The 15,101-nt window shown below is 41.0% G+C and carries 15 protein-coding genes and 2 pseudogenes; 16 read left to right on the top strand and 1 reads right to left on the bottom strand.

Annotation, left to right across the window (positions count from 1 at the left end):
• Positions 1-231: 231 nt before the first annotated feature.
• From ABDZ72_RS02860 to ABDZ72_RS02835, 6 genes are all read left to right on the top strand, one after another.
• A complete protein-coding gene (locus ABDZ72_RS02860) occupies positions 232-792 on the top strand; it encodes a hypothetical protein (protein WP_343751034.1) in 561 nt (186 codons plus the stop codon).
• A 20-nt stretch (positions 793-812) separates the two neighbouring features.
• The gene (locus ABDZ72_RS02855) at positions 813-1,268 is read left to right on the top strand and encodes a protein-export chaperone SecB (RefSeq protein ID WP_343751033.1); all 456 of its coding nucleotides are present in this window, start codon (positions 813-815) and stop codon (positions 1,266-1,268) included.
• Positions 1,269-2,015, top strand: a complete 747-nt coding sequence (locus ABDZ72_RS02850; RefSeq protein WP_343751032.1) for a hypothetical protein — start codon at positions 1,269-1,271, stop codon at positions 2,013-2,015.
• A gap of 242 nt (positions 2,016-2,257) precedes the next feature.
• The gene (locus tag ABDZ72_RS02845; protein ID WP_343751031.1) at positions 2,258-3,424 is read left to right on the top strand and encodes a nucleotide sugar dehydrogenase; all 1,167 of its coding nucleotides are present in this window, start codon (positions 2,258-2,260) and stop codon (positions 3,422-3,424) included.
• A gap of 228 nt (positions 3,425-3,652) precedes the next feature.
• Positions 3,653-4,120 (top strand): hypothetical protein, encoded by a 468-nt coding sequence (locus ABDZ72_RS02840; protein ID WP_343751029.1) that lies wholly within the window; start codon positions 3,653-3,655, stop codon positions 4,118-4,120.
• 686 nt (positions 4,121-4,806) lie between these two features.
• On the top strand, positions 4,807-5,205 hold the full coding sequence (locus ABDZ72_RS02835) for a hypothetical protein (protein WP_343751028.1): 399 nt from the start codon (positions 4,807-4,809) through the stop codon (positions 5,203-5,205).
• Positions 5,206-5,327: 122 nt separating this feature from the next.
• On the opposite strand, the gene ABDZ72_RS02830 is transcribed toward ABDZ72_RS02835, so the two are convergent.
• Positions 5,328-5,624, bottom strand: coding sequence for a 4a-hydroxytetrahydrobiopterin dehydratase (locus ABDZ72_RS02830; RefSeq protein ID WP_343751027.1), 297 nt, complete (start codon positions 5,622-5,624; stop codon positions 5,328-5,330).
• Positions 5,625-5,752: 128 nt separating this feature from the next.
• On the opposite strand from ABDZ72_RS02830, the pseudogene ABDZ72_RS02825 reads away from it, so the two are divergent.
• The 10 genes and pseudogenes from ABDZ72_RS02825 to ABDZ72_RS02790 all read left to right on the top strand — a co-directional run.
• Positions 5,753-6,253 (top strand): annotated as a pseudogene (locus ABDZ72_RS02825) (plasmid pRiA4b ORF-3 family protein); the annotation flags it as partial.
• A 390-nt stretch (positions 6,254-6,643) separates the two neighbouring features.
• A complete protein-coding gene (locus ABDZ72_RS02820) occupies positions 6,644-7,348 on the top strand; it encodes a reverse transcriptase domain-containing protein (RefSeq protein ID WP_343751026.1) in 705 nt (234 codons plus the stop codon).
• Between the two features lie 382 nt (positions 7,349-7,730).
• The gene (locus tag ABDZ72_RS02815) at positions 7,731-8,816 is read left to right on the top strand and encodes an amidohydrolase family protein (protein ID WP_343751025.1); all 1,086 of its coding nucleotides are present in this window, start codon (positions 7,731-7,733) and stop codon (positions 8,814-8,816) included.
• Complete coding sequence (locus ABDZ72_RS02810) at positions 8,813-9,169, top strand: Rieske (2Fe-2S) protein (RefSeq protein ID WP_343751024.1); 357 nt, start codon at positions 8,813-8,815, stop codon at positions 9,167-9,169. The genes ABDZ72_RS02815 and ABDZ72_RS02810 overlap by 4 nt, the downstream gene beginning before the upstream one ends.
• Before the next feature lie 27 nt (positions 9,170-9,196).
• The gene (betB, locus tag ABDZ72_RS02805; RefSeq protein ID WP_343751023.1) at positions 9,197-10,660 is read left to right on the top strand and encodes a betaine-aldehyde dehydrogenase; all 1,464 of its coding nucleotides are present in this window, start codon (positions 9,197-9,199) and stop codon (positions 10,658-10,660) included.
• Positions 10,661-10,959: 299 nt separating this feature from the next.
• Positions 10,960-11,160, top strand: coding sequence for a hypothetical protein (locus ABDZ72_RS14375; protein ID WP_425542337.1), 201 nt, complete (start codon positions 10,960-10,962; stop codon positions 11,158-11,160).
• A 109-nt stretch (positions 11,161-11,269) separates the two neighbouring features.
• On the top strand, positions 11,270-11,593 hold the full coding sequence (locus ABDZ72_RS14370) for an oxidoreductase C-terminal domain-containing protein (RefSeq protein WP_425542336.1): 324 nt from the start codon (positions 11,270-11,272) through the stop codon (positions 11,591-11,593).
• 129 nt (positions 11,594-11,722) lie between these two features.
• A complete protein-coding gene (locus tag ABDZ72_RS02800) occupies positions 11,723-12,631 on the top strand; it encodes a glycine betaine ABC transporter substrate-binding protein (protein ID WP_343751022.1) in 909 nt (302 codons plus the stop codon).
• A 247-nt stretch (positions 12,632-12,878) separates the two neighbouring features.
• Positions 12,879-12,971: pseudogene (locus ABDZ72_RS02795) on the top strand (YfiT family bacillithiol transferase); the annotation flags it as partial.
• An 800-nt stretch (positions 12,972-13,771) separates the two neighbouring features.
• The gene (locus ABDZ72_RS02790; protein ID WP_343751021.1) at positions 13,772-14,968 is read left to right on the top strand and encodes a site-2 protease family protein; all 1,197 of its coding nucleotides are present in this window, start codon (positions 13,772-13,774) and stop codon (positions 14,966-14,968) included.
• The last annotated feature ends 133 nt before the right edge of the window (positions 14,969-15,101 follow it).

Raw genomic sequence — 15,101 nt, 5'->3', positions numbered from 1 at the left:
TTAATATTGTTTTCCGGATTAGCTCAGTCATATCAAGGAATTATTAGCGTTTTTTAGATGCGAAAGTTGAGATAAATTATTTTTAGAGGCATACTTAATAATTGTATAGACGGGTGATTATCTCTATTGAAATTAAATTGAAATAAATAATTGTGAATTAGTGACATGTTTGGTATTATTAGATTTCAGGTATACATAATGAAGGGATTTAATTTTCTAAGGGGGCTTTCTATGAACAATAACTTATGGCATTTCATAGGAGTTCAACGAAAAACTAGGACGGATGCTGATAAAAAAGTTGATTTAATAATGAATGAAATATTCAAATCACTAGACTTATTATTAGTAATTAAGCTGGAGAATTACCGCGATATTCATCAGCTTATAGAGGAAAAAAGAAGACAGGATAACGAGACAGCTTACTTTTGGGATTGGCTGAATGAAGATGGCTTGTTTAAAATAAAACAAATATTACAGTACAACTTAGCTGATTCTGAAGAGCTGCATGGTTTCTTGGATTATCGGGATATGATTTTGAAATTGGATGCAGAAAGTCAGATTCCAGATAGCTTGTTCACCTCTATTGCTGATACCGTTACTGAAATTCATGGATTGATTGAAACAATATCAGAAGAAACTGCTACTATAGAAGAACAAAGATACAGATCTCCATTTAATGAGGAACCGATACAGTATCCTATACCAGTAGATATTCACCAAAATGAACAACAATGGGTCGTAAATAAAAGCGAAAGTCCTGCTGGAAACAGTAGGACTTTTATTGTAGTATAGTAATAGAAGGAGGAACAGATATGGATCAAGAAAAAATATTCGAATATTATAAAATGGCGAAAAAGAATTTTAAGATGACCAACGCTTTTCTTGAAGATGTGACTGTTGAAAAATATCAGGATATACCAGTTGGTGGCGGTGTTAATGAAGTTAGTTTTGGAAAAAGATACGATAAAATAGATGACCAATATAAGGGGTTTTTGAAAACTACGATTCTATGCCGTGACAATAATACCAATGAAGTTGTTATGAAGATTGAAGTTGTTTATAGTGGCGTTTTTGAGTCAACGGGATTGGGACAAGCCGAGATGGAAGAATATGTAGAAGCTCAAATAGTACCACAGCTTTTATCTTACGCCAGAAGTATCATTACACATTTAACCTCGCTTATGTCTATACCACCGATACAGTTACCAACGATGGATGTTATCCAATCGCTTTATAATAATCAACACGTAGATAACGGGGATGTATAGATGAGTTTGGATAAAGTAACTTTTGAAAAATCAGATTATGAAAGTCCACAATTAGAGTCGCTTGCCAATGAAATTGCATCCTTTTTATATCATGCCTCACCGTACATATTGGATAGGTTTGTTGATTTCATGCGAACTAGTTCCGGTATAACCTTTGATAATTATAAAGGTTTTATACAGAAGTGGTTTGCCCCATTGATAAAAGGCGGAAAAAAGGCACCACCTGACATAAAGCGGTTGAAAGAATTATGCTATTATTTTTTTGATATATGTAGTACTGATGATGAAATAAGGAAAATGCGTGGACTTGTACCTGAAAAGTTGTTTGAAATCATTTTTGAAAAGAGGAATGAAGGTAAAGATTGTAATATCGGCTATGGTGCTAAAGTCTTGGTTAATAATAAAACTGTCATATACAAGCCTTCAACCCCCTTCGAAACAAAAGAGGATAGTGACCAGCGGCGTCAAACTGTTGACGCTGGTTCTTGGGATGGGCAGGAAGGGGAGTTTGCCGAGGTGAAATTACAACCAAATGCATTTCATACTAAAGATATCAGATACCTAAGATTATTGGCAAAAAAACTTGATGATAGTAATATATGCTACTGCGTATTTCTGATAACACTTAATGACAAAGGTTTAATATGGCATCGTCTTAATAGGTTAGGATTATTCAGTGGCGAGGATTCAACCGAGTTTTTATTGATTGGTAAAGATGAATTGTTTCAACTGGAAACAATTGCGTGAATTACGTGCCAGTCACTTCCTGAACTTTGTCGAATATTGAATAAAGCATGGGGACGGTTCTCATGTTTCCCTTTTACCAAAACACAATTTGCCTGTTCATGTGAACTTGGGGGTTGAACTCAAATTTCTCAGCTGACTTTGCAAAGCCCTCTTGGAAGCACGGGAACCGTCCCCGCGCTTTGTTCAAACGCGTCAGAATCGGCTGCAGCCGCCCCACCCAGGATACACAGGAGGAGAATCGTATGAAAATCGCAGTTGCAGGGACAGGCTATGTCGGCTTATCCAATGCCGTCCTGCTTGCCCAGTACCATCATGTCGTTGCACTTGACATCATTCAAGGAAAAGTGGACATGATCAATCAGAAGCAGTCACCGATTGCAGATAACGAAATAGAAGACTTCCTTGCTAATAAGGATTTGAATCTAACCGCCACAACAGACAGCGAGGAAGCGTTTGCGGACGCTGATTATGTCGTCATTTCCACACCGACGAATTATGACCCGGATCAGAACTATTTTGATACATCGACCGTGGAGACGGTTATCGGCAATGTCCTGGACATCAACCCGGAAGCCGTCATGGTGATTAAATCCACCGTCCCCGTTGGCTATACGAAGGAGACCAGTGTCACATTCGCTACCGACAACGTTATCTTTTCCCCCGAGTTTTTAAGGGAAGGGCAGGCATTATACGATAACCTGTATCCGTCGCGCGTAATCGTCGGCGAGCAGTCCGAACGGGCGCAGACATTTGCTGATATGCTCGTGCAGGGAGCGGTGAAGGAAGACATTGACGTCCTGTTCACCAATTCAACCGAAGCCGAGGCGATTAAGCTATTTGCAAATACCTATCTAGCCATGCGTGTCTCGTTCTTCAATGAGCTTGATTCCTACGCAGAAGTGCGCGCCCTCAACACGAAGCAGATTATCGACGGTGTCGCCCTGGATCCGCGTATCGGCAGCCATTATAATAACCCATCCTTTGGTTATGGCGGCTACTGCCTGCCGAAAGACACCAAGCAGCTCCTCGCCAACTACGAGGATGTACCGAATAACATTATGCAGGCCATTGTGGATGCCAACCGGACAAGGAAGGATCACATTGCGAATATGATCATTGAGCGCAACCCGGATGTTGTCGGCATTTACCGCCTGACCATGAAGACAGACTCCGATAACTTTAGGCAATCCGCCATTCAGGGCGTGATGAAGCGCATTAAAGCTAAGGGCATTGAGGTTATTGTGTACGAGCCGGCACTGACGGACGAGAGATTCTACAACTCCCGCGTCGTGAATGACTTTGACGAGTTCAAGGCGATATCGGATGTTGTTGTGGCGAACCGGATGACGGAAGATTTGCGGGACGTTGAGGATAAGGTGTATACACGGGATTTGTTTAGTCGGGATTGATGGGAGATTTGGGGTACCCCCTCAATATCGGGGGACTGTCCCCATAGCCAGACTCTTATACACTGCCCTAAAAACTATAATAGAACGGCAACTTATGATAAACTAATAGACGATAGAATAAACGTATATTCGAAAATGGTAAGATCTAAAACGTTTAAGCCGACTGTTTTGGTTGCTGTTCAGAAAGAATGGACGAAAAATCACTAAAACTCAAAAAGGATGATGAAAATGAGTAAAGACATTACTAATAACGAAATTTTACAAGCAGTTAAGGAATTATCGGAACATATCAATCAAGTTGATCAGAAACTAACCGATCAAATCAACCAAACTAATCAGAAACTAACTGAGCAAATCAATGAAGTGGATAAAAGATTATCTGACCAAATCGATCAAACCGATAAGAAACTAACCGATCAAATCAACCAAACTAATCAGAAGTTAACTGAGCAAATCAATGAAGTGGATAAAAGATTATCTGACCAAATCGATCAAACCGATAAGAAACTAACCGACCAAATCAACCAAACCGATAAGAAGTTATCTGACCAGATCACTCAAATGGGAGAGAAAGTAACCGATGCGGATCAACGATTAACCGAAAAAGTTGATATGGTGGATTCCAAGCTTTCCGTCCTATCTGATAGCTTATTGAAGACACAAGCGGAAGTAAAAGTACTGAAAAACGCACAATAGTAGCTTGAAGGTTAAATGCCCTCAACAAGCAGAAATAAGAATATGGCATTCGTTTAAGGTGCCACTGAGACCTACCAATTCCTAAGCGCTGATTAATTTATAAGAATACAGCAATCTTTTACGTATCCCCCCAACGTACAAACTTTATAAAAATATATGAGGCATCCGTTCTATTCCGCCCATCTCAATATTAATCGGCGGGCTCCCCACCTGTTGTTATATGTTCCGGCCTGAACCGATTGCTCTGATCGCTAACCAAAATTCCTGCACTTTCTCCATACAACACGTCTTATATTTTTCCAGCTTACGCATGGGCAGTGGTCATGTCTTCCGGTTTTATTACCTGTGATGAGAAAAGTATGGGGACGGTTCTCATGTTTCCCTTTTACCAAAACACAATTTGCCTGTTTATGTGAACTTGGGGGTTGAGCTCAAATTTCTCAGCTGACTTTGCAAAGCCCTCTTGGAAGCATGGGAACCGTCCCCGCGCTTTACAATAGCATTTATTTTTCTCGCCGTTAGATATCAATTTTGGTCTCAGTCTCCGATGGCAATCGTTCTTGACATTCTTGTGGGAAATACGTATATTATAGACAATCAAGGCACAAGTCATACAGGAAGTTTTAGACACTTGGAGGTTAATTCGCTGGTAACAAATGTCATGCCAAGAGGGGGAGGGATAGCAGTTGGATCAGCAGTTAATGGAGCAGATTTTCTCTGAACTAAAAGAGATCAAACAAACACAAGAAAACACAAATGATCGACTGACGGCATTCGAACAAAACACAAATGAACGTTTCACCTCACTTGATAATCGCCTGACAGAATTTGAACAAAATACAAATGAACGTTTCACCGCATCAGAGAACCGAATGACGGAATTTGAACAGTCTGCTAATGAACGTTTCAGTAATATTGAATCCAAACTTCAGATTGTTTATGAACAAACTGGGAAATTAACCGAATATCACGAACAGACAATGGCAGCTTTAGAACGTGTTGCGACCAAAGATGATCTGACTTATTTTGACAAAAAGATTGGTGAACACGACAGAGAAATATCAAAGTTGAAAGAACGAGTTTAGCTTGTGCAGTTCTGCGTTTGTAAAGGACGCGTTTGATTAAGATGATTTATCGTTGTCAAATAAGTACATTTGTCGCATAAAAAAGATGGACGACCCTGTAAATCGTCCATCTTTTCATCCGATTATTTTTCTGCTTGTTCAAATAGATTATCGAAATGTTCCACCATTTCTACATCCACGTTTGTCAGTCCGCCCATATCCAGTGTTGAAATACTCACAGTAATAGCTGTGTGATCGATGACAATGTGCGGGTGATGCTTTCTTTCCTGTGCATGTACAGCCATCTGGTGGACAAAGGCAACGCCGTGTAGATATTTTCGGAAACTGTATTTCCGCTGCAGCCATTTTTCATCCACTAATTCCCATTCCGGAAAACGGTTTAATGCATCCTGAATGGCTTCATTCGATAGCAGTTCCATAAAAAACATCCTCCTTCATTGTAAAAAATGTATAGTCAGTGCCGGTACGCGCTCATTGATTCTTTTTGATGTGCTTGATGTCATCGTATCAAATCCTGTCTTCTTTTTAAACGTCCCGGCAGCTTCATAATGTGATCCAAGCCGTTTTTGATTGGCATAATTCTCATCTGCATGTATTCACTGTGGATCGTCCCGACGGCAAACCTCTGCAAATTGTGATGGAGGACGTAGCGGATACGCTGGATTTATTTGATTTTGAAAGCTATGAAATGGGGCGGGACCGGTTTACGTTATTGGAAGATGTTTTTCCGATGACGGGGCAAATCCATTATGAATATGATCTTGGTGACAGTTGGGGACATGTGATTACATTGGAAAAAACGGTGACATCACAGGCATTGCGGCCCTATTATCTGGAAGGTGCCGGCTTCAGACCTCCGGAAGATGTCGGCGGAGAAGGTGGTTTTGAAGCATACCTTCGAATTATGGCAGATGAAAACGACCCAGATCACACACATATGACGACGTGGTCCGATTCACAAAAAGAAAGAGATCTGAGCATGGAGCAGATTAACGAACGTCTGCAGCGTGTTTTCATGGGGTATATGTATAGCCCGTATTTTGTATAGGTTTCCGGCTTGATAAGTGGAAGGTCCGGTCTTAATTTGATTCGGCAATCGACAGGGACGATTCCTTTTTGTCCGCCCAGAGCACGCCTTCTTACATAGCATATGCCGGATGTGTTAGGAGATATTTATGAACGTAAATATTTGAATATTATAATATTTAGCGAATTGCTTATTATCAATTTATCAAAGATCAGGGGGTACTTGTTTACCTGTTGTCCAGTCGTAACGATGAATAGATCTCCCCTGAGTTAGCAGCTCCCCGGGAGGTCTGTCACTTCTGTGAAGCATGGGGACGGTTCTCATGCTTCCCTTTTACCAAAACACAATTTGCCTGTTTATGTGAACTTGGGGGCTGAGCTCAAATTTCTCAGCTGACTTTGCAAAGCCCTCTTGGAAGCGCGGGAACCGTCCCCGCGCTTCCTTGTCTCGCCTATTCTGGCAAATGTTTATCTCCATTATGTCCTGGACTTATGGTTTGAGCGTAAAGTACGTAAAGAATATAAAGGACAAGCGTACCTCGTCCGCTATGCGGACGATTTTGTGTGCCGTTTTCAATATCAGCAGGACGCGTATAAGTTCTTTGAAGGCCTCAAACAGAGTTTGCCGAAATTTAACCTTGAAGTTGCAGAGGACAAGACGAACATTATTCCCTTTGGCAGATTTGCGGAAAAGAACAGTAGGCGGAATGGAAATAGGAAACCCCTGACGTTTAATTTTCTGGGTTTCACGCATTACTGCAGCCAAAGTCAGAAAGGCAAGTTCAGAGTTAAACGGAAAACTGACAACAAGAAGATGAGAGCGAAGTTGCGTCAAACTAAGAAATGGCTAAAAGAAAACAGAACCGAAAGTGCCGAATTTATCATGGATAGAATACGAAGGTCGCTTATAGGATACTATAATTATTATTGTATCACAGACAATTCACCAACAGTTGATTTGTTTCGTGACAATATAAGAACGCTACTCTTTATGGCTCAATCGAAGAAGCCAGAAGAAGTCTTTTACATGGGAGAAATTTGTTTTATTTCTAAAGAAATTTCCACTTCCAAGACCAACTGTGAAAGTGAATATATACCAACTTCGAGATCATATTAATTACATTCTGTGAAGATGATAGGTGGAGCCGTGTGCGGGAAAACCGCTCGCATGGTTCTGAGAGGGGAGTGATACACAATCAGCCGTTAGGCTGAGAGGTTCACTCCTACTTGACCCAAAACAATTCAGAATTGTGCGCGTGCCAGGCACCAATACCTCTGTCCTTTAATCTGAATAATCATAATATTTTTTCTTATTATTTTAAGATTTTTGGAGAAAACAGCTCACTGAAGCGCACTGAACTTCACTGAAGCGCACTGAATTCACTCAATTCATAATTTCGGGGTTGCCAGAAGTTTATACTCTATTATAAACTACAAACAGTTAAAAAAGTATGAACTGTTCATACACATGAAAATTACTAGTTAAAGGAGTTGTTTGTATGTCGCAAAAATCTAAACAGCGTCGTCTTATTGACACAGATATCCATGAACGAGCTACCTATTCGGAACTACTGCCTTATTTGGATAATCCGTGGAGGCGCTATATAGAGGATAATCATTGGATGCAGGAAAAACATATGCCTTACACGCAGCCAACTGTGGCCGGCGTTGATCGTGCAGATGCTGTAACGCCTGATGGAGGGGCTGCGGGAAGTGATTTGGGTTTTATGCAGCAGCAACTGCTCGATGAAAATGGGCACGAATATGGTATTTTAACCGGAGCTTTAGATCCATCGCCATCGTCAATGCATGGTTGGTATGAAATGGCGACAGCTTTAGCAAGTGCTTATAATGATTGGCAAATTGAAAACTGGCTCGAAAAGGATGATCGTCTATATGGCTCTGTACATATAGCGGCTCAAGACCCACAACAAGCCGTTCGTGAAATTGAACGAGTCGGTTCACATCCAAAAATGGTTCAGATATTGCTGCCAATCGATAAAACATCATGGGGAAACCCGTACTATCATCCGATTTATGAAGCCGCCGAGCGCCATAATCTATCAATTGGGATGCATCATAATGAACCGCCAACGCATTTCGGAGATTGGCCGCGTTACTTTATCGAGTGGCATACGATGGTGCCAACGTCGCATATGATTGAGGTTTCAAACATGGTGTTCAACGGTGTATTCGAAAAGTTCCCTAATTTACATCTCATCATGATTGAGGGTGGATTCACGCATGTTCCGCATCTGATGAAAAAGATGGACCAGCAGTACAAGGAACTTCGTCATGAGGTGCCTTGGGTGAACCGGATGCCAAGTGATATCGTGCGGGATCACATCCGTTTTACAACACAACCTGTTGAAGAGATGAGCGAAAAAGAATTTATGCAGTATGTGGATCAAATGGGGTCTGAAAATATGATCTGTTTTTCAACGGATTATCCACATTGGGATTATGATTCACCACTTCAGGCACTTCCGAAGCTGGATAAGACATTGGAAGAGAAGATTTTCTCTGAAAATGCGAGAGCCTCTTACCCTAAATTGCCGCAAATGCAAGGGAGTGTTACGACATGAGGAAAGTTGTTTGTGAAAAAGAAGCTATTCACCCCGGCGAGATGAAAAGTGATTCATTAGGTATCATTCCGATCGTTGTGTGTCGCACAAAAGACGATGAATTTTATGCATTCGCCAATCGTTGTCTGCACCAAGGCGCTCCGCTATCGGAGGGTGCTTTATCCGGTGATAATAAGCGCACCAGTGTCCATGGTAAATATGAATATATCAAAGATGGTGAAGTTCTTCGCTGCCCGTGGCATGGGCTTGAATATGATGTCAAAAATGATGGATGCATGCTTGCTGATCCTGAACAAAAATTACGCAGCTTTGAAGTAACAATTGAAGAAGACAATGTCGTTGTCTATAAATAAAGCTTTTGATGATTTATGAGGTGACATATGAAAAAGATATTCATTAATGGTAAGTGGATTGAGGCGAACTCTGGTGAGACGCGGGACATTATTAATCCTTACAATCAAGAATCCATTGCAACAGCAGCGGAAGGCAGCAGGGAAGAGGCAAAATTCGCAATTGATGCTGCTCGAGGGGCCTTTGACCATGGTGAATGGCCCCATTGGCCGGCTCATGACCGTGGCAAGAAAGTCCATGAAATTGCGGAATTGATTGAACGTGATCATGAAGAACTAGCAGAACTTGAATCATTAGACACGGGTAAAACAATAATAGAAAGCCGCGAGGATATGGATGATATCGCTGGTGTTTTCCGTTACTTTGCTGATATAGCCGACAAGGATGGCGGCGACATTATCGATTCACCTATTCCTGACTCAACAAGCAGGGCGGTTCACGAACCTGTTGGTGTTTGCGGACAAATAACGCCATGGAACTACCCATTGCTTCAGGCTTCATGGAAATTGGCGCCAGCACTGGCAGCTGGCAACACACTTGTCATGAAGCCAAGCGAAATGACACCACTGACTTCTATTAAAGTATTTGAACTTATGGAAGAATCCGGTATCCCAATGGGCGTTGTCAATCTGGTTCTTGGCCCTGGAGACTCTGTAGGTGATGAGCTTTCCGTTAATGATAAAGTGGATCTTATTTCGTTCACGGGCGGTATTGAAACAGGTAAACGGATTATGCAGGCCGCGAGTTCCAATGTGAAAAATGTGGCATTGGAACTGGGGGGTAAAAACCCAAATATTATTTTTGCAGATGCTGATTTTGACACGGCGGTTGATCAAGCGATGAATGCGGTATTCTTCCATGCTGGACAAATCTGTTCAGCAGGAACCCGTCTAATCGTAGAAGAGAGCATTCATGATGATTTTGTTAATGCGCTCATTGACCGGGTTAAGGATATTAAGCTTGGCAGCGGTTTTGAGGAATCAACCCAAATGGGTCCGCTTATTTCTAAGGAACATTTAGCTAAAGTAGCCAATTATGTCGAAAACGGCAAGAAGGAAGGCGCCACGGTTGCAGTCGGCGGACAAAAACCTGATGACTCGCAGCTGCAAGATGGATTCTTCTATTTACCGACAGTACTGACTGATTGCACGACGGATATGAGCGTTGTGCAGGACGAAGGATTTGGCCCAGTTATTACGGTGGAGAAATTCTCAACTGAGGAAGAATCGGTCCGCCTTGCTAACGATTCAATTTACGGTCTTGCCGGTGGTGTTTTCACGAACGATATTGCCAAAGCTGAACGCTGTGCTGCCAAGATGCGAATGGGGACTGTTTGGATAAATGATGTGAACCTTTACTTCCCGCAAGCGCCATGGGGTGGTTATAAACAGTCAGGAATTGGCCGTGAGCTTGGCAAAAAAGGACTTGAGGAATACCAGGAAACCAAGCATGTTTATCGTAACTTGCGTCCTGCTCCTATCGATTGGTTTTAATTTTTTAAAAACATAGACTATCGGTCTTTGGCAGATAAGGATAAGTAACAAATAAAATGAAACCATGAAGGCCGGATTGTCTTGATGGACCGCGACAATCAGCTGCCTTATGATCGTCCCTCCTTTGTCAAAGCAATGAATGACTGGGGAGACGGATGATTCGGATGTTTTATTACGCAATCACGAGTTCTATGAAGATATGAACATAGACTTAAAGCTCGGTGAAGAGGTAACAGACATAAATCCGGTTCAAAACCATCACGAAAAAAGATGACTCTTATTATGAGTGGGATAAGCTTATGATCGCGACAGGATTAAAGTTAAGGACATTATCCATAGAAGGTGATCACCTTAAAGGCATTTTTTATTTATGCAGGATGGCAGATGCCATAGCCATTAAGCGACATATGCAACATGTGAAAGAAGCCATTACTATAGGAGCGGGTTTTATTGGAGCTGACTCACCCGCAATTAGAAATGGAAGATGGTTATACTGTTAACGAATATGGTGAAACATCGATCGCTGACATTTATTCGGCGGGGGATTGATACCATTCAGGGCCAATCCATGCCGAACATTAGGATGATGCCGTCAATCATGCTAAGACAGTGACAAAGAACATCATTTATTCGCAGTCGTCGCCTTATACGTATACACCATACTTTTGGTCAGATCAATATGGAAGTCATTTTCAATACTTTGGACATGCCAAGACATGGTCTAAGATTGTTCAGCGCGGATCGATGGAATCAAACACGTTCACTTATTTTTATTTAGATGATCAAAATATGATTCAGGCAGTTTTCATTTCTAATCAGGCCAAAAATGCTTTGCCTGTTAGAAGAATGATTAAAAACCAAACCCTCGTAGACCCAAACAATTTAGCAGATGACAATCTATCTTTGAAAAAAATTCAGCGTTCCTTAGCCTGAAAACACACACTAGTTAGATCAGTATATGCCAGACTTCAAATTTTTAGAATATTAAAGCGGAACCTTGTGTGAAAAATCAATGGTAAATAGACCACAATACAATTTATAGAAAGGATGGTAATAAAGAAAATGAAATTACTTTCAAAAAAATGGTTTGTTCTTATCAGTATCAGTGCTATCGTTATACTGGCTGGTTGTCAAGAGGAGTCTGGTGAAGCAGAAAGTAATGATACAAACGATGCAAAAAATGATGCAGCTAACCTTGAGGAAATTGTAGGAATTGATCCAGGTTCGGGAACCATGGATATAGCTGAAAATGCTGTTGAAGGTTATGACTTAGACCTTGATTTAACACCCAGTTCTGAAGGCCCCATGTTGGCGACTTTAGATGAAGCTATTGAAAATGAAGAACCGATTGTTGTAACACTCTGGCAGCCACACTGGGCATTTGAAGAATATGATTTGAAGTTTTTAGATGACCCTGAAGGCCATTTAGGTGAAGCCGAAAAAATCCATACATTGGTGAGAGAGGGTCTTGAGGACGAAAAGGCTTCTGCTTATGAATTCCTGGACAACTTTAAATGGAATCCAGAAGATATGAATGAAATTTTATCAGAAACGAAAAATGATGACGTTGAAGCGAAAGATGTGGCTAAGGAGTGGGTTGAAAATAATCGGGGTAAAGTAGACGGTTGGAAAGAGGATATCGAACCAGTAGAAGATGAGAGTGTGGAGCTTGCCTATGTTAATTGGTCGTCCGCAGCCGCTTCAATAAATGTAGTCAGGATAGCTATGGAAGAATTAGGTTATGATGTTGAGTTAAAGGTGGTAGACATGGGTGTTGCATGGCAGTCGCTTGCTGACGGTGAAATTGATGGCATGTTAATGGCCTGGCTCCCTTCAGGTTCAGCTGAGTATTTCGAGGAATATAAAGATGAAATTGTAGATTTAGGTCCTAACTTAGAGGGAGCAAAGCAAGGATTTGTTGTTCCGGAATACATGGATATTGATAGCATAGAAGAATTACCAATCAAATAAGTTATCATGAAAACTACCCGGGTTGGATGATCTGGGTAGTTTTTTATTTTTCCATAAAATATGAATAATATATCAGTTCTGGAGCCTGCCGTCTTATGCATGTTGGAGCTTTGACAATTGCGGGGAGAATTATTTAACGCTTACTACATTTGAACAACAGAAAATTTATGATATACATATAGCGAGTTAAACGTTATTTTAATAAAAGTGTCCTAAATTCCTGTAGATCGGGTTTACCCTGGAGAATAACACCGAGATAACAGTGGCAAAAAAAGTGGCAAAACTGGCCTGGCATGAAGAGCACCACCTGGCTCATATAAAAATTGCATTGTCGGAATGATATAGTGATTATGCATCGGCAAAAATAGCCCAGAGAGACTGATCACGTTCAAAAAAATGAACTGACAAGCACTTGCGAATATAACGTCAAAAACCTCATCTGGTTACATATAGGGATCTTTTGACACTTATCAGCAAACCGCAAAATATTTGGCAGAAGTAAAGGATAACCTCGAATTAAAAAATCAGGAATTATGCTTCCGGTGATTTTTGAGCAAGGAATGTTTGAAGAACAATAGTTCGCATCATTTATTTGTGTTATATATAAACGAGCATAGCGGATCGACTACTCAAGGGAGGGTGGCTATCCCCTGTGAAAGGGGGTGATGCCTGTGGTGACGTTTACCAAGTGTTATCCCTGATGATTTCTTTCGGGTACTTGTTTACCTGTTGTCCAGTCGTAACAATAAATAGACCTCCCCTGAGTTAGCAGCTCCCCGGGAGGTCTGTCACTTCTAATGGAGCCACCCTCTTGATGGGGTGCGATCCGTTATGCTTATCTTATGCATACTTTAATTTTATAATACCATACTCTTGACAATTGTAAACCAAAACCGATTGAAGTCTTTTCAAAATCTTCTAGTAGTTCACGTGCCTGTCACTTCCCGAATTTTGCCAAATTATGTCGAATGAGGATTTATTAAAAGATGGACGCCGGTAGAATATCAAGTGCCAATATCAAGAAGATCAAGTGCTTGGCACCAAAACAATTCAGAATTGTGCGCGTGCCAGGCACCAATACCGATGCTATATGTTAAACTGGTTAATATAGATGAAAGCAACAATGAGTGGGGGATTATAATGGCAACTGCTAAACAAGATACAAGTAAAAGTTATTGGGGATGGCTGGGCGTCATTGGAGCTTTTTTGTTAACCAAAGCTAAATGGCTACTAGCCTTATTGAAAGTAGGGAAATTTGCTACGCTAGCTTCGATGTTTGTATCACTTTGGGCATATGCTATGTTTTATGGATGGAAATTTGCAGCCGCACTTGTTTACTTAATATTTATTCACGAGATGGGACACCTTGTAGCGGCCAAAATGAAAAATATTCCAACAAGTCCCGCGGTTTTCATCCCATTTCTTGGAGCTGCCATTGGGATAGACCCGAAAAAAATCGAGAGTGCCAAAACAGAATTTTTTGTGGCTTATGGTGGTCCTTTAGCTGGATTACTATCCATACTTCCAGCAGTCGCCCTTTATATGACAACAGGTAATCCTTATTGGGCTCTTGTGATTCAGCTCGGTGCTCTTATTAATTTATTTAACCTATTTCCCGTATCCCCGCTCGATGGTGGACGGATTGTTAGTGTTTTATCACCGAACATTTGGTTAGTTGGGCTGCTAGTTCTGCTTCCCATTCTATTTATCTCACCAGACCCGATACTCATTTTAATCGTTATTTTTGGTACGGTCACCTGGTGGAAACAATTCAAAAAGCGTAGAGACATGGAAGTCATGAAGCATGAAGAAAATGTTATAACGCAAATAAATGAAGACTTTCAATTCTTTATGGAAAACAATACGGACAAATCAAACGATATAGATCATTCCGAACAAACGATCATTGCAAACCAGTTCACGTCCTTATTTGTCAAAATAAAAGAGCGAAAAGACCAAATTAATCGTTATCTTCAAAACAATACAGGTTTCACTTTTCCGATTATACAGGAAAAGAAGCGTACAGAAATTGAAAAGAACAAGGCGGAGAAAGACATTTTGCGAGGTATTTTAAATGAAATGAACATGAGAGAGGATACACTGGAAACAGATTCTGATGGTCATTTTGCGTCAGTAGCAGAAACCATTTACCACAAAAATGAAAACAGACGTTTGGAGATCAGGGAAGAGATTGAACGAATGAAAACATACTACCAAACGTCGGTAGGGACAAAAGTTAAATCCCTCTTTCTATACCTATCTTTAGCTATATTGCTCGCCATAATCCTTGTTTTTGCAATTACCATTTTAGATGCCAATCAGCCAGCGGGTCTTTAGTAGGGTGCGGGGATATCGGGAATATCGGGTGCCAGGCACATAAACAATTCAGAATTGTGTTGGGTCAAGTAGGAGTGAACCTCTCAGCCTAACGGCTGATTGTGTATCACTCCCCTCTCAGAACCATGCGAGC

It is taken from the genome of Lentibacillus halophilus, assembly GCF_039522485.1.
In the GTDB taxonomy this organism is placed as follows: Bacteria; Bacillota; Bacilli; order Bacillales; family Amphibacillaceae; genus Lentibacillus; species Lentibacillus halophilus.
Note: the sequence above shows the minus strand (reverse complement) of the source record. Positions and strands in the feature narration are given on the sequence as shown.

Coding starts and splice junctions, on each gene's coding strand:
- ABDZ72_RS02860 (WP_343751034.1), top strand. CDS start 232: ATGAACAATAACTTATGGCATTTCATAGGAGTTCAACGAAAAACTAGG.
- ABDZ72_RS02855 (WP_343751033.1), top strand. CDS start 813: ATGGATCAAGAAAAAATATTCGAATATTATAAAATGGCGAAAAAGAAT.
- ABDZ72_RS02850 (WP_343751032.1), top strand. CDS start 1,269: ATGAGTTTGGATAAAGTAACTTTTGAAAAATCAGATTATGAAAGTCCA.
- ABDZ72_RS02845 (WP_343751031.1), top strand. CDS start 2,258: ATGAAAATCGCAGTTGCAGGGACAGGCTATGTCGGCTTATCCAATGCC.
- ABDZ72_RS02840 (WP_343751029.1), top strand. CDS start 3,653: ATGAGTAAAGACATTACTAATAACGAAATTTTACAAGCAGTTAAGGAA.
- ABDZ72_RS02830 (WP_343751027.1), bottom strand. CDS start 5,624: ATGGAACTGCTATCGAATGAAGCCATTCAGGATGCATTAAACCGTTTT.
- ABDZ72_RS02815 (WP_343751025.1), top strand. CDS start 7,731: ATGTCGCAAAAATCTAAACAGCGTCGTCTTATTGACACAGATATCCAT.
- ABDZ72_RS02810 (WP_343751024.1), top strand. CDS start 8,813: ATGAGGAAAGTTGTTTGTGAAAAAGAAGCTATTCACCCCGGCGAGATG.
- betB (WP_343751023.1), top strand. CDS start 9,197: ATGAAAAAGATATTCATTAATGGTAAGTGGATTGAGGCGAACTCTGGT.
- ABDZ72_RS14375 (WP_425542337.1), top strand. CDS start 10,960: ATGATCGCGACAGGATTAAAGTTAAGGACATTATCCATAGAAGGTGAT.
- ABDZ72_RS02800 (WP_343751022.1), top strand. CDS start 11,723: ATGAAATTACTTTCAAAAAAATGGTTTGTTCTTATCAGTATCAGTGCT.
- ABDZ72_RS02790 (WP_343751021.1), top strand. CDS start 13,772: ATGGCAACTGCTAAACAAGATACAAGTAAAAGTTATTGGGGATGGCTG.